The following is a 20,519-nucleotide window of genomic DNA, read 5'->3' on the forward strand; positions in this document are numbered from 1 at the left end:
GAAAGGATGACTCCCATGACCACCACCCCTCCGGTAGCCATCGCCCGAGTCCGCTCCGGCGGCGACATCCAGTGGGCCGTGCGCCACGGCGAGGTGTATGCCGCTCTCGGCATGACCCTCAGCGAGCTGCTGCGGCTGTCTGCGGCGGATGCCCGAGCCGTCGTGGATGAGGCCGCGCAGTCATCCGCACAGCTCGTCGTCGACGCAGTGCTCGCCCCGATCGACGACGCGCAGGAGGTGTGGGCCGCGGGCGTCACCTACCTGCGAAGCCGCGACGGACGCATCGAGGAGGCGACGGATGGCTCGCCGTACGATCGCGTGTACGTCGCAGAGCGACCGGAGCTCTTCTTCAAGGCGACAGGTCGTCGCGTCGTGGCTGCAGGCGACCCGGTCGCCGTTCGTGCGGACTCCACTTGGGACGTGCCGGAGCCGGAGCTCGGCCTCGTGCTCGACGCGGCCGGTGAAGTGTTCGGCTACGTGCCGGGGAACGACGCGAGCAGCCGTTCGATCGAGGGCGAGAATCTGCTCTACCTGCCGCAGGCCAAGGTCTACACGGCGTCGTGCGCTCTCGGACCCGAGATCGTGCCCGCATGGCTCGTCGATGCGCCGTTCGAGATCTCGATGGCGATCGCGCGCGACTCCGTGACGGTCTTCGAGGGCACGACCTCGACGGATGCCATGGCTCGCTCGCTGCCCGACCTCGCCGACTGGCTGTTGCGCGGTCTCGACTTCCCCGACGGCGTGTTCCTGCTCACCGGCACCGGCGTCGTGCCCGGCGCGGACTTCACGCTTACTCCCGGCGACGAGGTGACGATCGGCATCGACGGCGTCGGTACGCTCACGAATCCGGTGATCAGCGTCGGACGGTGAGTTCGGCCACAATAGAGTCAGCAAACGTTTTCTGACGCGGTGCGGCGTCAGGATGACCGAGCGGGCGAACCAGCAGGCGACACCGATGGAGGAGACGCGATGAGCGAGAGCACGACCGAGACGCAGCGAAACCCCGAGCTGGACGAGGTGATGGCGACAGCCGTCAAGGCGGCGCCCGTACTGGCGGCCACCGCTCCGACGGAACGCGCAGGGTGGCTGCGCGCCATCGCGGACGCCCTCGACGCCGACGCGACGACGCTCGTGCCGCTCGCCATGCGCGAGAGCCACCTGCTCGAGCAGCGCCTCACCGGCGAGCTCGTGCGCACGACCTTCCAGCTGCGGCTCTTCGCCGAGCTGCTCGAGCGCGGCGCTTACCTCGAGGCAACGATCGACCACGCCGATGCCACCTGGGGCATGGGACCGCGTCCCGACCTGCGCCGCGTGATGCGCCCGCTCGGGGTCGCTGCTGTGTACGCGGCGAGCAACTTCCCCTTCGCGTTCTCCGTTCCCGGTGGTGACACCGCGGCCGCGATCGCTGCCGGCTGCCCCGTCGTCGTGAAGGCTCACCCTGCGCATCCGGAGCTCTCACGCGCGGTCGCCGAGCGCATCGAGGACTCCCTTCGGGCATCCGGCGCCCCTGAGGGCACCTTCGCTCTCGTCGAGGGCCTGCAGACCGGCCGCGACCTCGTGCTGCACCCCGACCTCACGGTGGCGACGTTCACCGGGTCGGTTCGTGGCGGACGCGCCCTGTTCGACCTCGCAGCGTCCCGCCCGACGCCGATCCCCTTCTACGGCGAGCTCGGCAGCGTGAACCCCGTGTTCGTCACGGCGAACGCCGCCGCGGCGCGCGCAGAGCAGATCGCTACGGGCTTCGCCGGCTCGATGACTCTCGGCGTCGGCCAGTTCTGCACGAAGCCGGGCGTGCTGCTCGTGCCGCGCGACGCAGGACTCGAGCTGCTCGTCGTCGACGCTGTGAAGGCATCCAGCGGCGGCGTCATGCTCGACGACAAGATCCGCGACGGGTTCTTCACCAGCCTCGGCACCCTCGCCGACCGCTCCGACGTCGAGCTGCTCGCAGGCGACCCGACCAGCGCAGAGGTGCCGACTCCGACGCTCTACGCGACGGATGCCGCCTCGTTGCTCGCCCACCCGAACGAGCTGCTCGAGGAGCACTTCGGTCCCGCCGCCCTGCTGGTCCGATACGACTCGGCCGAGGAGGCCGTCGCGATCGCGGACGCGCTCGACGGCCAGCTGACGGCGACCGTGCAGGGTGAGGACGACGACGCGGATGCCGCAGCCCTAGTCTCCGTGCTCGCCGACAAGGCCGGGCGTGTGCTCTGGAACGGATGGCCGACCGGCGTCTCCGTGACGTACGCACAGCAGCACGGCGGCCCCTACCCCGCGACGACCGCACCGCACTTCACGTCGGTGGGCACGGCATCCATCGACCGCTTCCTGCGCCCCGTCGCCTACCAGGATGTGCCGGATGCCGCGCTGCCGCCGTCGCTGCAAGACGCGAACCCGTTGGGCATCCCGCGCACCGTCGACGGTCACGTGGAGCCGGCGCCCGTCGCTGGTTGAGGAGCACGCCGACAGGCGCGCGTCACACCGCCGGTTGAGGAGCACGCCGACAGGCGCGCGTCTCGAAACCCGCTGCCCGACAGCGGACTAGGTTTCGAGACGCGCCGCTACGCGGAGCTCCTCAACCAACGGGGCCAGCGCCTAGGGCGCGACGAACCGCCCGTCCGCGGCATCCTGCGGCGCCTGCTCCTTGAGCTTGAAGTGCTGCTTCTTGCCGGTGGCGGTGTACGGCAGCTCCGTCACGAACGTGTACCGGCGCGGACGCTTGTAGTCGGCGAGCGCCACGCTCGCGCGCAGATAGGCGTCCAGTTCACGAGCGGCGGCCGGGGCATCCGCGAGCTCGCCGTCGCGGGGCTGCACATAGGCGACGACGAGCTCGCCCCACTGCTGGTCGGGCAGACCGACGACGATCGAGTCGGCGACGCCCTCGTGTGCGGCGAGCACCTCCTCGACCTGCACGGGATGCACGTTCTCGCCGCCGGAGATGATCATGTCGTCCTTGCGCCCGACGATCGTGACGATCTCGTTCTCGTCCCAGGTCGCGAGGTCGCCCGGGTACACCCAGCCGTCGCGGAACTTCTCGGCCTGCTCCGTCGGGTTGCCCAGGTAGGCGTACCCGCTCTTCACCGACCGCATGATGACCTCGCCGATCTCCTGGCCGTCCTTCTTCGCGTGCTCGTCCGGCGCGGCGATGCCCTCCTTGTAGACCTTCACCACCGCGACGTCGTCGTCGAGGCAGGCGCGCCCGGCCGCGCCGGCGGCGTCCGGCAGGTCATCCGGCCGCAGGTAGGTGTTCCAGAACGCCTCGGTGGTGCCGTATCCGTTGGCGATGCGCGACGTGAGCACGCTCTGGTAGCGAAGCGCCGCCGCGCGGTCGAGAGGCGCGCCCATGGTGACGATGCCGTGAAGGGATGACAGGTCTCTCGGTCGTGCCTCCTGGGCATCCGCGAGACGCTCGAGGTTGGTCGGAGCCCCGATCACGTAGGTCAGCCGGTGATCCTGCACGCTGTCGAGCACGACGTCGGGATCGAATCGCGGCAGCGTCACCACCTCGGCGCCGACGAAGAACGCGGTGTTCGGCCCTGCACAGTAGTTTCCTCCGCGGTGGAACCACGGCGACATGTTCATGGTCTTGTCGGTGGGCGCGAGGGGAAAGTGCATGATCACATCGTGTGCGGTGAGCACCTCGTTGAGGCTGGTGAGTGGCACCGCCTTCGGCATCCCCGTCGTGCCTGAGGTGTAGAGGCGCGAGGTCTCGTCCCAGGTGCTGGCGTCGGCAGGTGCGTGGAAGCTCGGTGCGGCATCCGCCAGCAGGTCGTCGAAGCGCACGGCGCCCGGCAGCAGTTCGCCGTCGCCGACCCCTGCGACGATGCGTGGTGCGTGGCCCGCGATGCCCAGCGCCGAAGCGGCGTTCGCCGAGTCCGCCGTGTCGTACACGAAGACCGCGGGGTGAGCCTGGTCGAGGATGTGCGCCGTCTCCGCAGGCGCCAGGCGGAAGTTCATCGGCGAGCTGACGGCACGCAACCCCTGCGCCGCGATGTAGAGGAAGGCGAACTCCGGCACGTTCATCAGCTGGTAGCAGACGATGTCGCCGACGCCGACGCCGCGAGACCTGAGCCCCTCGACGAGCCGACCGGTGACCTCGCCGAGCTCGCGGTACGTGTACGACCTGCCCGTCGGCGGGTCGGTCAGGGCCGGTCGGTTGGCGTAGCGATGGGTGTTGCGCTCGAACGAGGCGGCCCAGGTGAAGTGTTCCTCGAACACCCGCTGCAGGTCGCCCGGGTCGTATTCGGTGTTGCCTGCGCGCTCGCCGTTGCCGTCTGCCGTCATGGTTGTCTCTTCTCCTCCTGTTCCAGCGGCCGTCTCGGGCCGTCGTGCGACGCCGGGTCGTCCCGGCGCGAAGCAGCACGCACCTCCGACCAGTAGGGCGGTGCGACGATCGTGAGACCGCCGTCGACGACGATGGTCTGGCCGGTGATGTACCCGGCCTGCGGTGAGAGCAGAAAGCGCACCGCGTGAGCGAGGTCGTCGGCGCTTCCCACCCTGCCGAGGGGGATGCGCTCGGCCATGGTCTCGAGGTCGGGCAGTGTGGGGCCGGCGTAGAAGTGGCGCAACGAGTCGGTGTCGATCAGGCCCCCGTTGACCGCGTTCACCGTGATGCCGCGTTCGCCGAACTCGGCCGCCATGTGCCGCACCCACGATTCGAGGGCGGCCTTGTCCGCGCCGATGGCGCCATACGCGGGGAACGCTCGCTGCGCTCCGTAGCTGGTGACGGCGACGATGCGGCCGCCGTCGGGCATCCTGCTCACCGCACGCTGCGCAAGCAGTACGAACGACCGCACGTTGGTCTGCCATGAACGCTGCAGGTTTCCGGTGGAGAGCTGCTCGATGGGTTTGAAGGCGGAGGCAGCCGCGTTCGCCACGAGGTGGTCGTACGGCCGGTCATCCGCGAACAGGGCGTCGATGTCCTCAGCAGACTCCAGCTCCGCCCGAACGGCCTTCGCGGTGCCACCCGCGGCGAGGATGCCGGCCACGACCTCCTCCGCTGCATCGGCAGACCGTCGGTAGGTGAGCGTGACGTCCACTCCGTCGGCGGCGAGCAGAGCCGCGATCCGTGCCCCCACCCCGCGCGACCCTCCGGTCACGAGTGCGCGCGGCACGCGAGAAGACGCAGTGGTGGCGTCAGCTGAAGGCTCTGGCACGTGGTGCTCCCAACGGGACGAAGCCGTCGGGCGCACCGCCCGGCGTCGGGTTCCGCCAGCCTAGTGCCGGGGTACCGACCTCACGTCGCATGCCGCGTACCCTGGTGAGGCCATGGCCTCCACACCCTCAGCAGACCTCCGCGTCGACGCTTCGCTCGTTCGGAGCCTGCTCACCGAGCAGCATCCCGACCTCACCGGCGACCTCGAACTGGTCACCAACGGCTGGGACAACGCCATCTACCGGCTGGGCGACGACCTCGCCGTTCGCGTGCCGCGTCGCGGCGTCGCTGCGCACCTGATCGCGCACGAGCAGCGGTGGCTTCCGCTGCTCGCGCCCGGGCTCCCTGTGCCGGTCCCCGTTCCCGTTCGGGTGGGCGTGCCGAGCGAGAGGTTCCGTTGGCCGTGGAGTGTTGTGCGCTGGATCGACGGTGTCGACGGAGCGGATGTCGGAGCATCAGCTCGCACGTCGCTCGCCGTTCCGCTCGCCCGCTTCGTCACCGCGTTGCACGTTCCTGCGCCGCACAGCGCCGACGGACGGCTGCACCCCGACATCCCGCTCAACCCGGTGCGTGGTGTGCCGTTGAGCTCACGTGACGCCGCCGTGCGTGGACGACTCCGCGAGCTGCGCACCGACTACGACACCGGACTGCTCACCGAGCTGTGGGAGGAATCGCTCGCCGCACCCGTGTGGTCGGGTCCGCCGATCTGGATCCACGGCGATCTTCACCCTGGCAACCTGCTGCTGGACGACCGTGGCGATCTCGCCGCAGTCATCGACTTCGGCGATCTGACCGCCGGCGACCCGGCGACCGACCTGGCGACGGCGTGGCTCACCTTCCGGCCGGAGTCGCGAGCGGTGTTCCGCGCCCTCATCGACGACGCGACGCGGACGGATGACGCGACGTGGCTCCGTGCGCGCGGATGGGCGCTCTGCATGGGCACCGCCCTGGCGACGGCGAGCGACGACAGCGAACGGATGTCGTCACTCGGGTCGCACGTGCTCGGGCAGCTCATCTTCCACGGCGAGTGACGGGTTTCGAGACGCGCGCCTTCGGCGTGCTCCTCAACCCACGGAACGGACCCGCCAAGTGGCCGCCAGCCCAACTGCGCCATTTGCGCTCTACTGCACCACTTGGGCTGGCGCTATTGAGCGCAAATGGCGCTGTAGCCAAGCATGCGCCGCGGGAAGGCTCAGGCGGTGCGGCGCAGGAACGGGCCGTCGTGGCCGGATGAGCGCCGTTCGGGCGTGATCGCGACCGGCGCGGAGTGCGCAGGCACCGGGCGGAGAGCGCTCTGCCGGATGATGTACCTCTTGCCGTCGGGGAACCGCACCATGCACGACGGAATGGTGAGGATGGCGACGACGATTCCGCGACGGCCGAGCGCCTCGACCTCTTGTCCCAGGTGGAAGGTCTGCTCACCTCGCGTCTTTCTCATGACTCCATGATGGGCCGCGAACCCATGCCTCTTCTGTGTCAAAGCCGAGGCCGGGCCCAACGCTTCCTGAGTAGACCATGAGTGCCGTTCCGCCCCTACTCTGGAACCCGTGCGCCCGTTCCTGCTGCTCGCCACGCGTTCCGACGACGCGATCGCCGACGCGGAGTACGGTGCGTTCCTGGAGTTCACCGGGCTCGGACCTCAGCAGCTGGTGCGTGTGCGTCTCGAGTCGGAGCCGATGCCGACCATCGACCTCGACGACTACTCGGGCTTCTTCGTAGGAGGCAGCCCGTTCAACGCCAGTGATCAGATGGATGCCAAGAGCGACGTTCAACTGCGCGTCGAGCGCGAGACGGCGTCGCTGCTCGACCGGGTCGTCGCCGCAGACTTCCCCTTCTTGGGCGCCTGCTACGGCGTCGGCACGCTCGGAGTGCACCAGGGAGGCCTGATCGACCGCACGTACGGCGAGCAGGTCGGTGCGGTGGAGGTCACCCTCACCGCGGCCGGGCGTGACGATCCGCTCTTCTCGGGCATCCCCTCGACCTTCCGCGCTTGGGTCGGTCACAAGGAGGCCGTGACGACGCTGCCTCCCGGCGCCGTTCTGCTCGCGACGAGCGCCGCGTGCCCGGTGCAGGCCTTCCGCATTCGAGCGAACCTCTACGCGACGCAGTTCCACCCTGAGCTGACTACCGACGGCATCGTCGAGCGGGTGCGCGCGTATCGCCACGAGGGATACTTCGAGCCCTCGGCCCTGGATGACACCGTCACGGGCATCCGCTCAGCTCCTCCTGTCACCTGGCCGAGCACGCTGCTTCGGGCGTTCGCGCTGCGCTACGCCCGGTGATGCCACGCTGAGCGGATGTACAGCGTGGCCCGCACGGACGTAGAGAGGTCATAGCCCTCCCACACCCCACGCCGAACGACCTCGCACAGCATGGGAGACGTGCCTGACTACGCAGCGGAGATCGAGTATTCCGGTGAAGGCTTCTCGGCTTCGGAGTTCCGGATGCTCCGCCGCCAGCTGGTCCCCTTTCTCCAGGATTCCGAAGGGGTCTGTGGCGTGCGCCACGACAGGTCGCACCGCAGTGTCACTGCCGTTCTCGTGGTGAACGCGCCAAGCTCATCCACGGCGATGGCGCGGGCCTCCTCCACGGCCCGCGCACTGCTGCCACGGCTTCGTGCGGTGCGAACCGGAGTGATCTCGCTGCGAGTCAGGCTCGTCCGCGACGAGCGTGCGGAGGCAGCCTCACCCGGCGGCTCCCGCACGCTCGTCGACGGCTGACCGGTGCCAAAATCACAGAAAGAATTCACCGTCAATCCCCCCTATAGGGGGGCAAAAGTGCGCTAGGTTGTAGGTACAGTCACCGGATGTGGCGCCGAGCAACCCAAGAAGGCGGCACCGTCTCGATGGGGGCGAGCGGTGCGTTTCCCGGTGGCGTCCATAGGGAATAGGGAATCCTGGCGGCAGGGTGTTCGGGTCATCCGTCTCCAGGATTCCCGCCTGTTCGGCTCCTCGCCGCAACCCGTCCATGGGATGATCTCGCGTGAAACGCCTTCCCGCGGCTCGCGAGGTCGGCGAGCGAGGGGGCGGACCGTGGCCGGAACAGATCTGTCGTCATGGCGTGACACTGCGACGCGCAGAGCGATCGAGACGTTCGTCGCGTCAGTGACGACGGGACCGGACGCTCTCCCGGAAGAGGAACGCGTCGCGGTCTTCGACAATGACGGCACGCTCTGGGCCGAGAAGCCGATGCCCACTCAGCTGCACTATCTCGTGCAGCAGTGGACCGAGGCGGTCAAGGCCGACCCGGCGCTCGCCGAGCGTCAGCCGTACAAGGCGGTGGCGACCGGGGAGCTCGCATGGCTCGGCGAGGCCATCGACAAGCACTACGCGGGCGACGACAGCGATCTTCGCGAGCTCGTCGATGCGATCACGGCGGTCACCGAAGACATGAGCGTCGAGGAGTACGCAGCGTCGGTCGGCACGTTCTACGAGACCGCTCGGCACCTGACGCTCAAGCGTCCGTACGCCTACACCGTCTACCGTCCGATGATCGAGCTGCTGCGCTACCTCGAGGCCAACGGGTTCGCGTGCTACATCGTCTCCGGTGGTGAGCGCGACTTCATGCGCCCTATGACGGAGGACTACTACGGCATCCCGCCCGAGCGCGTCGTCGGCTCCGCATACGGACTGAGCTACGACGAGGAGGCGGCCGAGGTGCGCTACTCGGCGTCACTGGGCTTCCTCGACGACGGGGAGCAGAAGCCGCTGCGCATCTGGACCCGCGTCGGCCGCCGCCCACTCCTCGCGGTCGGCAATTCGAACGGTGACATGCAGATGCTCGACTATGCGCGCCGCGGACCGCACGGTGCCGCGCTGCTCATCCGTCACGACGACGACGGCCGTGACGACATTCCGTACGACACGGGCGCCGAGCAGGCGCTGTCTGCTGCCGACGAGCGCGGCTACACCGTCGTCAGCGTGAAGGATGACTGGAGCGCGATCTTCGTCGACCCCGACGCCTCATGAGCGGGGCGACCACCGCCCGAGCCACTCGCAGGACGCCGCAGTGGCTGTTCCCCAGCATGAGCGGGTACCGGCCGCGATGGCTGGCGAGGGACCTGCTCGCCGGACTCTCTGCGGGCGCGGTCGTCGTGCCGCAGGCGATGGCGTATGCCACCATCGCGAATCTGCCGGTGCAGGTCGGCCTCTACACGTGCATCGTGCCGATGCTCGTCTACGTGTTCCTCGGCGGCTCGCGCGCGATGAGCGTGTCCACGACCTCGACCATCGCCACCTTGACCGCCTCGACCCTGGTCACCGCAGGCGTGGCCGCCGGCTCGAAGGACGCCGAGGGCTCGGTGATCACGCTGACCTTGCTGGTGGGCGCAATCCTGCTCTTCATGAGACTGCTGAGGCTCGGCTCCCTGGTCGAGAACATCAGCAAGGCGACCATCATCGGGGTGCAGTGCGGTGTCGGCGCGACGGTCGCCGTCGGCCAGCTGCCGAAGCTGTTCGGCGTCGACACGAACTTCACGGGACACGGGTTCATCCGCTCGATCGTCGCGGTCGTCGAGGCGCTACCCGGTGCGAACTGGCCGACCACGGTGCTATCGGTGGTGTCGGTCGCGCTGCTTCTGGTGCTGAAGCGCCTGGCCCCGACGGTGCCCGCCGCGCTGATCGTGGTCGTCGGCGGCATCCTGCTCGTCGCGATCGCCGGCATCCAACACGAGGGCGTCGCGCTCATTCAGCAGGTGCCGCAGGGCCTGCCCGTTCCGCATCTGCCGGATCTCACCCACACCATCGACCTCTTGCCCGGCGCGTTCGGCATCGCCCTGATGGCGTTCCTCGAGACTGTCGCGGTCGCACGGGGCATCCGCGGATCGGATGACCCGCAGATCGACAGCAATCGCGAGCTGCTCGCCATCTCGGCCGCCAGCATCGCAGGCTCGTTCTTCTACACGCTTCCGGCGGCCGGCGGGTTCTCGCAGAGCGCCGTCAACCAGAACTCGGGTGCTCGATCACAGCTCGCTCAGGCGACGACGGTCATCCTCGCGGTCCTCGTCGCGCTCTTTCTCGGCCCGGTGCTCTCGCTGCTGCCCCAGGCGACCCTGGCCTCGCTCGTGTTCGTCGCGGTGCTCGGCCTGATCGACGTGAAGGGCCTGCTGCGCCTCGCCAAGATCAGCCCGCGCGACTTCTGGATAGCGCTCGCCACGGCCGCGGTCGGGCTCACCCTCGGGCTGCTCCCCGCGGTACTCGTCGGCGTCGTCGCCACTCTGGTTCTGGTGCTGAAGGAGCTCAACACTCCCTTCCTCGAGGTCGAGGAGCGCAGGAGCGACGCCATCGCCATTCACCTCGCGCGAGGCCTGTACACCGCCAACGTCATGGAGAACGAACGCGCCATCATCGCGTTGGCGGTCGAGCAGCAACCGCCCATCAGATTCCTGGTGCTCAACGTCGAGCGCCTCTACATCGTGACGATCACGGTGCTCGACGGGCTCGAAGACCTGGACCGCGAGCTCGCGGCGAAGGGAATCACGCTCCACGTGGCGTGCATGCCACAGCGCTCGATCGACGTCGCGGCGAAGCTGGCGTGGTATCAGGGCATGCAGGCGGCCGGACGGACGCACGCGACGGTCGCGGACGCCATGGCCGCGGTGGTCTGACCGCGGGTCATCCCACACCGCCGAACGGCGAGCAGCACTTGACGGCTCCGTGATTGCGTCGTATTTTCCTCATGTGGCAATTTCCATCGAAGGAAAATACAACGAGCCGGGCTCGACGGTAGAGGACATCGGCGCGGTGTTCGCCGCGTTGGCAGACGCCACTCGGCGCCGCATCGTCGAGGTGCTGCACGACCACGAGTCGACGGTGGGCGCGCTCGCCGATGAGATCGGACTCGGCGCTCCTACCGTCTCGAAGCACCTCACCGTGCTGGAGCGCGCCGGACTCGTCACCAGACAGCGCGACGCTCAGCGGAGGGTCTGTCGGCTCGAGCCGACCGGCTTCACCAGCCTTGCGGAATGGTCGAGGCGGTACGAGCGGTTCTGGGCGGGCAGCCTCGACGGACTCGACGACTATCTGACGAGCCTCGACGCGGAGGTCGCGCGATGACAGACACGACGACCCAGCCGACCGGCATGAGAGTCGACGGCCGGACGAAGGCCCCCCTCGGTGTCACGACGGTGCGGCGCACGGCGAGCGGCATCTCGCTGAGCCGCACGTTCGCCGCGTCGCCGCGCACCGTCTTCCGCGCGCTCTCGGAGCCGGAGCACCTGATGCGTTGGTGGGGGCCGCCGAACTGCCGGGTCGTCGAGTGCAGCGTCGACTTCAGGGTCGGCGGGCTCTGGCACTATCGCCTGCTCTCCCCCGACGGCACCGAGCACTGGAGTCGTGCCGTCTACCGCGAGATCGTTCCCGACGAGCGGCTCGTCTATGCGGAGACCGGGTCGGATGCCGACGCGCGCGTCGTCCACGATCGACCGACTTCGGTCGTCACGGTGTCACTGGCCCCAACCCGGATCACGCCCTCCCGGCTCTCACCCGTCAAGAACGCGCCCGTCGCAGGGGGAACGCGGATGGACGTGCACCTGGTCTTCGTCTCGCCGCTCGAACGAGATCGAGCCGTCGCGAACGGCGTCGAGAAGGGCTTCTCCGCCGCGCTCGAGCAGCTCGGGCCGGTGCTCACCCAGCTCGACGGCCACCCGCAGGAGCGGCCGACCGACAGCCATCCAGACCGAAGGGAATCGCACGATGTCGACTGAACCCGCCACCCAGGCGCACGCCACCGTCGCACACTCCGCCGACGGCACCGCCATCGCCTACGAGATGCACGGCGACGGGCCGGGCGTCATCCTGATCGACGGCGCGATGTGCTTCCGCGACGGCGGACCGATGCGACCGATCTGCACGCAGCTCGACGAGGACTTCACGGTGCTCATCTACGATCGCCGCGGGCGCGGGCAGAGCGCCGACACGCAGCCGCACTCGGTGGACCGCGAGCTCGACGACCTCGACGTGCTCCTCCGCACGCTGACCGAGGCCGCAGGCTCGGCGAGCCCGCCGGCGCTCGTCGGCATCTCCTCGGGCGGCGCCCTCGCCCTGCGCGCCGCAGCGCGCTTCGGCGATCGCGTGCGCTCGGTCGTCGTCTACGAACCGCCGTTCATGCCCGACGACCTGGTGGATGGCGCGCGCGACTACACGGAGGCGCTCGGCAAGGCACTGGCATCCGGCGACCGCGACACGGCGCTCGCCCTCTTCCTCGGCAGGGTCGGGATGCCCGAGCAGGCGATCGCGGGCATGCGGCAGAGTCCCGCATGGCAGGGGATGACCGGCATCGCGCCGACCCTCGCGTACGACGACGCCGTGCTCGGCGACAGCAGGGTGCCCGTCGACCTCGTCGCGTCGATCTCCGTGCCTGTGCTCGCGCTGGCCGGCGACGCGAACGTGATGCTGCAATACGGCGCCCGTGAGGTCGGCTCAGCCTGCGGCAGCGGCACGTTCGACGTGTTGCCCGGGCAGACCCACGATGTGGATGCCGCCGTCTTCGCCGCACGCATCCGGGGCTTCTTGCGGCCGTGACGTTCCGCCCCGCGAAGGAGCGAGTCGGCTACCAGGGCACCGTGCCGTTGCGGTCGGTGAAGGTGGCCGTCGGTGTCAGGTCTCCGAGAGTCGCAAGACGCACGACCGCGTCTGTTCCCTCCTCGGTGGTCTGGGTGCCGGTGAGCCCGTTGAGATCGGTCGCGGTGTAACCGGGATCGACCGTGTTGAAGCGGATGCCCGGCAGGGCGTGCGCGTACTGAATGGTGAGCATGGTCAAGGCCGACTTCGAGGAGCTGTACGCCAGGGTGCGGAAGCGACCGGCATCGGTCTCGGTGACCATCGTGAACGAGCCGAGCCCGCTGGAGACGTTGATCACAGACGGCGCGGTCGCTGCCTGCAACAGCGGCAGGAACGCGTGCGTGACGCGCACGACCCCGAACACGTTGGTCTCGAAGACCCGTCTCATGTCGTCAGCCGTGACATCCGGTGCAGTCGTCCCTCCCCCGCTGATGCCTGCGTTGTTGATCAGCACATCGACGTGGCCCGCCTCGGCTCGCACGGTGTCGACCGCACGCTCGACCGATGCGTCATCCGTGACATCGAGCTGAACGAATCGAGCGCCCGTCTCCGCGGCGGCGGCTTGACCGCGGTCCGTGTCGCGCGCGCCGATCCACACCTCGTGGCCTTCCGCGATCAAACGACGGCCGGCTTCGAAACCGAGCCCCTTGTTGGCTCCTGTGATCAGAGTGATGGTCATGTCTCGATGCTCAGCCGACTGCCGCGGATCTCCCAGGTCCCTGCACTCCCTGGGACTGGTGGTACCAGCCGGTGGTCCATCGTGCGGCGCATACTTGAGCCGTGACATCCGCAACTCAGCTCGGCGCGGCCCTGCGGGCCTGGCGTGACCGGATGACGCCCGAAGAGGCAGGTCTTCCTGTCGGCGGCGACCGGCGTGTGCCTGGTCTGCGGCGCGAAGAACTCGCGCTTCTGGCCGGCATCTCGGTCGACTATCTCGTGCGCCTCGAGCAGGGTCGGGCGCGGACCCCGTCGGCTCAGGTTCTCGCGGCACTCTCGCGCGCGTTGCGGCTTTCGGGCGGCGAGCGCCAATTGCTCTATCGCCTCGGCGGGTCGACGGCACCGTCGTCGGGTTCGCTGCCGACGACGATTCCCCGCGGCGTGCAGCTGATGATCGATCGCATGGTCGACACCCCGCTCGCCGTCTTCACCGCGGCCTGGGACACCGTGCAACGGAACGCGCTGTGGACCGCATTGCTCGGTGACCCGCTCGCGCTCGACGGGCGGGCCCGCAACTTGATCTGGCGTCACTTCGTCACGGGTCACACGGCGTCCCGCGTCGAGTGGACGGACCGTCACGTCGACGCCTTCGAACGCGAGATGGTGTCCGATCTGCGCCGCGCCGCCGATCGCTACCCTGACGACCGCGCGATTTCGGAGCTCATCGCCGCCCTCCGTGAGGCGAACAGCCGATTCGCCGAGCTCTGGGACCGCTACGAGACGGTGCAGAGCGTTCCGACTCACAAGACTGTGGTGCACCCCGAGCTGGGCCCGATCACCCTCGACTGCGACGTGCTCACGATCGAGGGCAGCGACCTGCGCATCGTGCTCTACTCTGCGTCGCCCGACACCCGCGACGCCGACCTGCTCGACGAGCTTCGGGGCCGCGTCACCTCGATGCGGCCCTCGATCGCTGCCTCGCGGTAGAACACCACAGACGCCCAGCTGAACCACGCCCAGGCGAGGATCACGACGACGGTGAACGCCAGGTTCGCGACGACGCTCCCGCCGCTGGACGCGATCGCGACGAAACCCACGAGAAGCAGCACTCCGGCGATCACACTTGACACGGCGAGCGCTCGCGACGCGGGGGCGAACCTCCTCGCGAGAAGGAACGCGGCGACGGCGAACGCGACGAAGCCGAGTCCGCCGACCAGCAGGTGCAGCATGCCATGCGCGGTGAACCCGCCACCCGGCCGGTCAGGCAGAAAGGCTCCAGCGAGCACGAGCAGCGCGCCGTACACGACCAGGTAGATCCAGGCGGTTCTGCCTCTGCCTTCTGCGACGTGGCGGTGCACGCCCATCGCGGCCGCGATCATCATCAGACCGGTCAGGATGAACACCACGATGTGCACCCAGCCCGCCGTACCGAGGGAGAGCAGGCTCCAGCTGTCGCTGGCGAAATCGAACCCCGGAGTGAGCAGCCCCTGCACGATGGAGGCCACCACATAGAACGGGCCTGCGATCACCCCGTATCCCAGCAACGACTTCGTGACCCGGGCCTCTGGCGTGCAGTCGTAACGCATCGAGGAGGACATGACGTCACCTTCAATCAATACTGACCGGTTTAGTTTGGTTTGATGCTAGGCTCCGACCGTGCGCGAACGCAAGTCCTCCGAGATCCTCGCCGCGGCGCGAGAGCTCTTCCTTCGAGACGGGTTCGGCGCGACCTCCATCGACGCGATCGCGTCGACAGCCGGCGTCTCGAAGGCGACCGTGTACAGCAACTTCGCCGACAAGAACGCCCTGCTCGTCGCTCTGCTCGCTGCGGTCACGGCCGAGGCGACCGTCATCCTCCGGCGAACGACCGCGGGACTCGAGGGAGACGGCGATCTTCGGGCGAGGTTCATCGCTGTCGGCACTGCTCTGGTGAACGGCGTTCTGCGTCCCGAGGTGCTGAGCCTGCGGCGGCTGGCGATCGCGCAGGCATCCGCATTCCCAACGGCCGTCACCGAGTACTGGCGTAATGGACCGGCGTCGACCGTCGAGTTGCTCACCGCACATCTCGAGCGCATGCGCGATTCCGGCGAGCTCGTCGTCCCAGAGACCAGAGAGGCCGCTACGCAGTTCGCCTACGCGCTCGTCGGCCCGCTGCAGGATCGCGCGCTGCTGGCTCCCGACGAGCCGGCACCGACGGCGACCGCCATCCACTCCCACGTCGAGTCGACGGTCGACGCCTTCCTCCGGGCGAACGCGCGTGGGGCCGCCGATCGCCACTAGCTCGATCCTGACGGCAGGATGCCCGCAGATGCATGCGAACGCATTGGGGCACCCCGGTACAGTCGAAAACATGAAGATCGACATCCTGGAGCACGAGCCGCCCTACCGCGTCGGCGTCATCATCGGCAGCCTGGCGCGCGAATCCATCAACCGCAAGCTCGCCAACGCACTGGAGAAGGTCGCACCGTCGGAGTTCGAGTTCTTCGAGATCTCGTATGCCGACCTGCCGCTCTACAGCTATGACTACGACACCGACTACCCGCAGGTCGCGCTCGACTTCAAGGCAGCCGTCGCGAGTGCGGACGCCATCCTCTTCGTCACCCCCGAGTACAACCGCTCCATCCCCGGTGCCCTCAAGAATGCGATCGACTGGGGCAGCAGGCCCTGGGGCCAGAACGCCTGGGCCGACAAGCCAACCGGCGTGATCGGCGCCTCGGCCGGCGCCATCGGAACAGCGCTCGCACAGCAGTCCCTGCGCGCCACCCTGAGCTTCTTGAATGCGCGCCAGATGACCGCGCCGGAGGCCTACATTCAGTTCACGCCCGGTCTCATCGAGTCGGATGGCACCATCACCGAGGACCGTACAGAGGTGTTCCTTCGCAACTTCATGGAGAAGTTCTTCGAGCACACACTGCGCGTGCTCACGGTCATCCCTCGCCCTTGACCCTGACTCACCGCTGAGCGGGAATCAGCCTCCCGGACGCGCGCGGCCGTGGCAGTAGCATCCTGATCATGGCCGCGACCATTGCTCCGATCGTGCTGATTCCCGTTCTGGCCGTCGTGGCCCCGATTCTCGCGACGCTCGTCGGCCGGATCGTGAAGATACCCCTCGTGGTCTTCGAGATCGTGCTCGGCATCATCGTCGGCCCGAGCGTGCTCGGCTGGGTGCCGAAGTCGGACGGCCTCAACATGATCTCGAACTTCGGGCTCGCCTTCCTCTTCTTCATGGCCGGCAACGAGATCAGCTTCAGCACCATCAAGGGACGGCCGCTGCGGCGCGCGACCTTCGGCTGGCTGATCTCGCTCGTCGTCGGAGTCGTGCTCGGCGTGCTGCTCGCACCGACCCCGATCGCAGGGGTCTACGTGGGCATCGCGCTCTGCTCGACCGCCCTCGGCACGCTCCTGCCTCTGCTGCGCGACACGGGCGAGATGAAGACGCCGTTCGGCATCGCGGTGACCGCGGTCGGCGCTGTCGGCGAGTTCGGGCCGCTGGTCGCCATCTCGCTGTTCCTGTCGGGGCGCACGCCGTTGTCGGCGGCGCTCGTGCTTGCGGGCTTCGTGATCATCACGGTTCTCGGCATCTGGCTGGCCTCACGCGGCACCAACGACAGGTTCCACCGCCTCATCCGGGCCACGCTGCACACCAGCGGTCAGTTCGCAGTGCGCTTCGTGATCGCGATCATCGCGGCACTGGTCGGGCTCAGCCTCGCCCTCGGCCTCGACATGCTGCTCGGCGCCTTCGCCGCCGGAGTGCTCGCGCGCGTGCTGCTCTCCGGCGCGCGGGAGGAGGACGCGGTGCAGATCGAAGGCAAGCTCGAGGCCGTGGCGTTCGGCGTCGTCGTGCCGATCTTCTTCATCGCCACCGGCGTCAATTTCGACCTGCGCGGGCTGCTCTCAGACTCGCGGGCGCTCATCCTGCTGCCGATCTTCGTGCTGATGCTTCTCATCGTGCGCGGGCTGCCTGGGCTGCTCGCCGCGCCGCCCGGATCGACGGGCCGCGACCTCTCGGCGCTCACGCTGTTCTCCGCGACCGGGCTGCCGATCATCGTCGCGGTCACGAACATCGGACTGCAGCAGCACGACATCACCCAGGGCACCGCCAGCGCGCTCGTCGGCGCCGGAATGCTCTCGGTGCTCCTCTTCCCCGCGATCGCCCTTGCTGTGCGGGCGCGCTCGTCCGACGGCGGTCTACGGCCGCCGGACGAGATTCACGTGCCCGTCGAGGGGTAGCGCACTACCCGGCGAGCTCGAAACGCTCCCCCGGCTGCAGGGCACGCAACTCCCGCATGCCGAGCAGTCGCAGTGGGCGGGTCTGCCAGCGCGGCACGACAGTGCGCGATGCCGCGTCGAACAGCAGGGTCAGCCGGTGCGGCGTATCGATGAACGCCACGTCCACGTGCAAAGTGCCATCCGGCAGGATGCCGCCCCTCAGCGCAACCGGCACGCCGAGGCTGCCCGAGGCGTTCCCCTCGGTCGTCAGCCATTCGCCGACTCCGATGAGGCCGCCCGCCGTGCCGCGGAATGCGGCGGCCTCTGGGGCTCCCGTGCCGTCCTCACGCAGCGTGAGCCTCCAGCGCTCGCCATCGCGCTCCAGGGTCGCGACCGTCAGGCTCTCGAACGCGGCGATGGCTTCGGCGTCCGCCGCCCTGGCGTACTCACCCTGAGCATCCTCGTCGAGCCCGTCAAGCGAGGCGAGCGACGACGGGAATCCGATCTGCCGCACGATCCCGTGCAGGTCACCTCCGTCGTCGGCACCATCGGGCTGGGACTCGAGTGCCATATCGCGGAACGCAGGCAGCAGGTGCTTCCAGACTCGGTTCAGCTGATCCTGCATGTCGAGCGTCTGTGAGGTGATGGCGACCACCGCGTCGTGCTCAGGCAGAACGATGCAGAACTGGCCGAATGCTCCATCGCCGCGATAGCCGTGGCGCGCCATCCAGAACTGGAACCCGTAGCCCTGATCCCAGTCCGACGACGCCACGTCTGGGTCGCCTGGCGTCGCGTTGTCCACCTGAAAGCTGGTCGCCTGGCGCACCCACTCCTCGGAGAGCAGTCGCTCACCGTTCCATACCCCGCGATCCAGGTAGAGCTGACCGAGCTTCGCAACGGCCTCCGCCGGGGCGAACAGCCCGGAGAACCCGAGCTCGACCTCGGCGGGCTGCTGCTGCCATCCGAGCGGCGCGATGCCGAGCGGCTCGAGCAGGCGTGGGCGCAGGTACTCGCTCAGCCGCAGTCCTGAACGACGCTGGATGATCGCACCCAGCGTGTAGGTCGCGAGCTGGTTGTATGTGAAGACCGAGCCGGGCTCGCGCTCCGGCGGAGTCGCGAAGAACGCCCTGATGGGATGCTGCGGGTCGACGTCGAACGACGTGATCATGTCGTTCAGGTGACCGGTCGCCATCGAGGCGAGGTGACGAACCAGGATGCCGCGGCTCGCCTCTGCGATGCTGTCGGCGTACTCCGGAAAGTAGTCGACCGCCGGAGTGTCGAGGTCGAGAAGCCCCTCTGCGACCGCGAACCCTGCAGCCGTGCTGGTGAAGCTCTTGCTCAGCGAGTAGACCAGCTGCGGTCGACTCACCGCGTACGGCGCCCACCCCGCCGACGCGATGACCGCGCCGTGACGCACCACGACGATCGCGTGCGGATCCTGCGACTCGTCAGCGTCGTAATCCTCGATCAGTGCGCGGATGCCCGCCGGATCGACGCCCTGCGCCCCGGCCGTGCTCGTTCGCCACCTGCGAGTCGCTGGCAGGTCGCTGGTGTTCTCGGTCGTGGTCGTCACGGGCATCCTCTCGTCGCCTTCGTCGTCTGCTCCGAGCCTCTCACGGTGGCCTCGATGGTGCTCCGAACCGTGCGATCGTGGTAGGTTCGACCCTCGTTGGAGGGTGATTCCGACCCCCATTCGGAGGCCCTTTTCACGCCGCACGATCGGCTTGAGTAAATCTTGAGGAATTCCCGCGTTCTCGTTGTCAAGTGCCCTGGCAGCATGGCTTTTACCGCGTTAGACGCGGAAACCTCAACCCCGAACTGAGGCGGTCCTAACCCGAATGGGACCAACTCGAATAGGCGGTCCTAACCCGAATGGGACCGCCTCGTCCGAGGGACGCAAGTCCTGAGGTCGTGGTCGGTGCTGGGCCCGTCACTCGCTTTGAAAGCGTGATCTGGACGGGCCCGGCACCACAGTCTTTTAACCGGTCGGTTCTCCACCTCGCGGGCCCGCCGGCTGACCGCCCGGGCCTTTACCGCCCCAGAATGCAGGTGTCGGTGACGGCCCTGGCGATCTCGCGGCCGCCCTGCCCGAAGGTGATGTCGGCGCCGTGCTCGGTGAGGTCGGCGGTGAGGTCAGTCTCCATGCGGAACTCGCCGAACGCAGGGAACTCGATCGTCAGGAAGCGGGGAGCGACCCCGAACTCGTCTTCGTGAACCCGCGCGGCCGAGTGCAGCATCAGCATTCCCGGCAGATGGTCGACGGGGTGGTCGAAGAAGAACGGGTCGGACTCGTTGAGGCCGAGGCGTGCGACGAGGTGCGAGCCGTCGCGCTCGATGACATCCACGAGCTTCTCGACCGAGCCTTGGATCTCCTCGTCAAGAGGCGCCGCGTTGCGCCGTAGCACCTGGTAGTCGTGGTCGGTCAGGATGCGCGCATCGACATGGCCGGACGCGAAGCCCGGCAGCACGTAGTCGACGTCGAGCACGTGCGGCACGCCCTTGCGGTAACCGATGTCGGCGAAGGTCACTTCGAGCCGTCCGGCGAGGGCGCCGAAGCGGGGGAAGTGGAGCGCCTCGACCTCGACGTTCACGGTCATCCTGGACACGACGAAGTGCACCGACTGCCCCATGCCGAGCCCGGCCACGCAGATCGCGAGGCCCGCCTGGCGGAAGGCTTCGGCCAGCAGGGTGACGGGCACGATATCGGGAACCGGATGGCACAGCCAGTGACTGCGCGGAATCTCGACGTCGGCGTACCAGAGGTGCTCCGACGCGCGTTCGATCGCCCAGACGAGGGTCTCGGAGCGCGTGGAACGATGAGCGGCGCTACTGTCGATGAGAGGCAAGTGACGCACCCTTAACTTGTTCTGCTCGCTTCCGGGGGCTGCGCCTGAAAACCGTGGCACAGTTCGGGGCACCTTGTGACCGCTTCGGGTACGGCC

Annotated in this window: 21 protein-coding genes; 14 read left to right on the plus strand and 7 right to left on the minus strand. The window is 68.3% G+C overall.

The features are described from left to right. Positions 1-15 precede the first annotated feature (15 nt). Positions 16-870 carry a fumarylacetoacetate hydrolase family protein gene (locus tag ACYVDN_RS10785; protein WP_460571251.1) on the plus strand — a complete coding sequence of 285 codons (855 nt, stop codon included), beginning with the start codon at positions 16-18 and terminating at the stop codon, positions 868-870. A gap of 99 nt (positions 871-969) precedes the next feature. Beyond that, complete coding sequence (locus tag ACYVDN_RS10790) at positions 970-2,451, plus strand: aldehyde dehydrogenase (NADP(+)) (protein ID WP_460571253.1); 1,482 nt, start codon at positions 970-972, stop codon at positions 2,449-2,451. A 141-nt stretch (positions 2,452-2,592) separates the two neighbouring features. Here the strand turns inward: ACYVDN_RS10790 and ACYVDN_RS10795 are convergent, their stop codons facing one another. Both ACYVDN_RS10795 and ACYVDN_RS10800 read right to left on the minus strand, forming a co-directional pair. Further along, on the minus strand, positions 2,593-4,281 hold the full coding sequence (locus ACYVDN_RS10795; protein WP_460571255.1) for a class I adenylate-forming enzyme family protein: 1,689 nt from the start codon (positions 4,279-4,281) through the stop codon (positions 2,593-2,595). Next, the gene (locus ACYVDN_RS10800; protein WP_460571257.1) at positions 4,278-5,189 is read right to left on the minus strand and encodes an SDR family oxidoreductase; all 912 of its coding nucleotides are present in this window, start codon (positions 5,187-5,189) and stop codon (positions 4,278-4,280) included. Before ACYVDN_RS10800 ends, ACYVDN_RS10795 begins: the two co-directional genes overlap by 4 nt. A 76-nt stretch (positions 5,190-5,265) precedes the next feature. On the opposite strand from ACYVDN_RS10800, the gene ACYVDN_RS10805 reads away from it, so the two are divergent. Beyond that, positions 5,266-6,183, plus strand: a complete 918-nt coding sequence (locus ACYVDN_RS10805; RefSeq protein ID WP_460571259.1) for an aminoglycoside phosphotransferase family protein — start codon at positions 5,266-5,268, stop codon at positions 6,181-6,183. Positions 6,184-6,344: 161 nt separating this feature from the next. On the opposite strand, the gene ACYVDN_RS10810 is transcribed toward ACYVDN_RS10805, so the two are convergent. After that, positions 6,345-6,590 (minus strand): hypothetical protein, encoded by a 246-nt coding sequence (locus tag ACYVDN_RS10810; protein WP_460571261.1) that lies wholly within the window; start codon positions 6,588-6,590, stop codon positions 6,345-6,347. 109 nt (positions 6,591-6,699) lie between these two features. On the opposite strand from ACYVDN_RS10810, the gene ACYVDN_RS10815 reads away from it, so the two are divergent. The 7 genes from ACYVDN_RS10815 (at position 6,700) to ACYVDN_RS10845 (ending at position 12,672) form a co-directional block, all read left to right on the plus strand. After that, the gene (locus ACYVDN_RS10815) at positions 6,700-7,434 is read left to right on the plus strand and encodes a glutamine amidotransferase (RefSeq protein ID WP_460571263.1); all 735 of its coding nucleotides are present in this window, start codon (positions 6,700-6,702) and stop codon (positions 7,432-7,434) included. Between the two features lie 99 nt (positions 7,435-7,533). After that, entirely contained in the window at positions 7,534-7,872 is a 339-nt protein-coding gene (locus ACYVDN_RS10820; RefSeq protein WP_460571265.1) for a hypothetical protein, read from the plus strand. 312 nt (positions 7,873-8,184) lie between these two features. Then, a complete protein-coding gene (locus ACYVDN_RS10825; protein WP_460571267.1) occupies positions 8,185-9,120 on the plus strand; it encodes an HAD family hydrolase in 936 nt (311 codons plus the stop codon). After that, a complete protein-coding gene (locus ACYVDN_RS10830) occupies positions 9,117-10,757 on the plus strand; it encodes a SulP family inorganic anion transporter (protein ID WP_460571269.1) in 1,641 nt (546 codons plus the stop codon). Before ACYVDN_RS10825 ends, ACYVDN_RS10830 begins: the two co-directional genes overlap by 4 nt. Before the next feature lie 73 nt (positions 10,758-10,830). Further along, on the plus strand, positions 10,831-11,205 hold the full coding sequence (locus ACYVDN_RS10835) for an ArsR/SmtB family transcription factor (RefSeq protein WP_460571271.1): 375 nt from the start codon (positions 10,831-10,833) through the stop codon (positions 11,203-11,205). Further along, positions 11,202-11,855, plus strand: coding sequence for an SRPBCC family protein (locus ACYVDN_RS10840; protein ID WP_460571273.1), 654 nt, complete (start codon positions 11,202-11,204; stop codon positions 11,853-11,855). The genes ACYVDN_RS10835 and ACYVDN_RS10840 overlap by 4 nt, the downstream gene beginning before the upstream one ends. Then, positions 11,845-12,672 (plus strand): alpha/beta fold hydrolase, encoded by an 828-nt coding sequence (locus ACYVDN_RS10845; protein ID WP_460571275.1) that lies wholly within the window; start codon positions 11,845-11,847, stop codon positions 12,670-12,672. Before ACYVDN_RS10840 ends, ACYVDN_RS10845 begins: the two co-directional genes overlap by 11 nt. 28 nt (positions 12,673-12,700) lie before the next feature. Here ACYVDN_RS10845 and ACYVDN_RS10850 read toward each other — a convergent pair whose 3' ends face one another. Next, a complete protein-coding gene (locus ACYVDN_RS10850) occupies positions 12,701-13,390 on the minus strand; it encodes a Rossmann-fold NAD(P)-binding domain-containing protein (protein WP_460571277.1) in 690 nt (229 codons plus the stop codon). A gap of 101 nt (positions 13,391-13,491) precedes the next feature. Here ACYVDN_RS10850 and ACYVDN_RS10855 point away from each other — a divergent pair, with 101 nt between their 5' ends. Then, on the plus strand, positions 13,492-14,355 hold the full coding sequence (locus ACYVDN_RS10855) for a helix-turn-helix domain-containing protein (RefSeq protein ID WP_460571279.1): 864 nt from the start codon (positions 13,492-13,494) through the stop codon (positions 14,353-14,355). Here the strand turns inward: ACYVDN_RS10855 and ACYVDN_RS10860 are convergent. Then, entirely contained in the window at positions 14,259-14,966 is a 708-nt protein-coding gene (locus ACYVDN_RS10860) for a DUF998 domain-containing protein (protein WP_460571281.1), read from the minus strand. The two genes, ACYVDN_RS10855 and ACYVDN_RS10860, sit on opposite strands and share 97 nt — an antisense overlap. 58 nt (positions 14,967-15,024) lie before the next feature. On the opposite strand from ACYVDN_RS10860, the gene ACYVDN_RS10865 reads away from it, so the two are divergent. From ACYVDN_RS10865 to ACYVDN_RS10875, 3 genes are all read left to right on the plus strand, one after another. Next, a complete protein-coding gene (locus ACYVDN_RS10865) occupies positions 15,025-15,648 on the plus strand; it encodes a TetR/AcrR family transcriptional regulator (protein ID WP_460571283.1) in 624 nt (207 codons plus the stop codon). A gap of 70 nt (positions 15,649-15,718) precedes the next feature. After that, a complete protein-coding gene (locus tag ACYVDN_RS10870; protein WP_460571285.1) occupies positions 15,719-16,312 on the plus strand; it encodes an NADPH-dependent FMN reductase in 594 nt (197 codons plus the stop codon). Between the two features lie 68 nt (positions 16,313-16,380). Further along, complete coding sequence (locus ACYVDN_RS10875; protein WP_460571287.1) at positions 16,381-17,598, plus strand: cation:proton antiporter; 1,218 nt, start codon at positions 16,381-16,383, stop codon at positions 17,596-17,598. A gap of 4 nt (positions 17,599-17,602) precedes the next feature. Here ACYVDN_RS10875 and ACYVDN_RS10880 read toward each other — a convergent pair whose 3' ends face one another. Continuing rightward, positions 17,603-19,150: a serine hydrolase domain-containing protein gene (locus ACYVDN_RS10880; protein WP_460571289.1), complete on the minus strand. Its 1,548-nt coding sequence runs from the start codon at positions 19,148-19,150 to the stop codon at positions 17,603-17,605. A 457-nt stretch (positions 19,151-19,607) separates the two neighbouring features. After that, positions 19,608-20,423, minus strand: a complete 816-nt coding sequence (locus ACYVDN_RS10885; RefSeq protein ID WP_460571291.1) for an AfsA-related hotdog domain-containing protein — start codon at positions 20,421-20,423, stop codon at positions 19,608-19,610. Positions 20,424-20,519: the final 96 nt, after the last annotated feature.

This window comes from Humibacter soli (genome assembly GCF_054779035.1).

Bases quoted from the DNA above. Each gene is read 5' to 3' on its own strand.
- ACYVDN_RS10795 (WP_460571255.1), bottom strand. From the start codon at position 4,281: ATGACGGCAGACGGCAACGGCGAGCGCGCAGGCAACACCGAATACGAC.
- ACYVDN_RS10840 (WP_460571273.1), top strand. From the start codon at position 11,202: ATGACAGACACGACGACCCAGCCGACCGGCATGAGAGTCGACGGCCGG.
- ACYVDN_RS10875 (WP_460571287.1), top strand. From the start codon at position 16,381: ATGGCCGCGACCATTGCTCCGATCGTGCTGATTCCCGTTCTGGCCGTC.
- ACYVDN_RS10870 (WP_460571285.1), top strand. From the start codon at position 15,719: ATGAAGATCGACATCCTGGAGCACGAGCCGCCCTACCGCGTCGGCGTC.
- ACYVDN_RS10785 (WP_460571251.1), top strand. From the start codon at position 16: ATGACCACCACCCCTCCGGTAGCCATCGCCCGAGTCCGCTCCGGCGGC.
- ACYVDN_RS10860 (WP_460571281.1), bottom strand. From the start codon at position 14,966: ATGTCCTCCTCGATGCGTTACGACTGCACGCCAGAGGCCCGGGTCACG.
- ACYVDN_RS10805 (WP_460571259.1), top strand. From the start codon at position 5,266: ATGGCCTCCACACCCTCAGCAGACCTCCGCGTCGACGCTTCGCTCGTT.
- ACYVDN_RS10845 (WP_460571275.1), top strand. From the start codon at position 11,845: ATGTCGACTGAACCCGCCACCCAGGCGCACGCCACCGTCGCACACTCC.
- ACYVDN_RS10810 (WP_460571261.1), bottom strand. From the start codon at position 6,590: ATGAGAAAGACGCGAGGTGAGCAGACCTTCCACCTGGGACAAGAGGTC.
- ACYVDN_RS10790 (WP_460571253.1), top strand. From the start codon at position 970: ATGAGCGAGAGCACGACCGAGACGCAGCGAAACCCCGAGCTGGACGAG.
- ACYVDN_RS10850 (WP_460571277.1), bottom strand. From the start codon at position 13,390: ATGACCATCACTCTGATCACAGGAGCCAACAAGGGGCTCGGTTTCGAA.
- ACYVDN_RS10830 (WP_460571269.1), top strand. From the start codon at position 9,117: ATGAGCGGGGCGACCACCGCCCGAGCCACTCGCAGGACGCCGCAGTGG.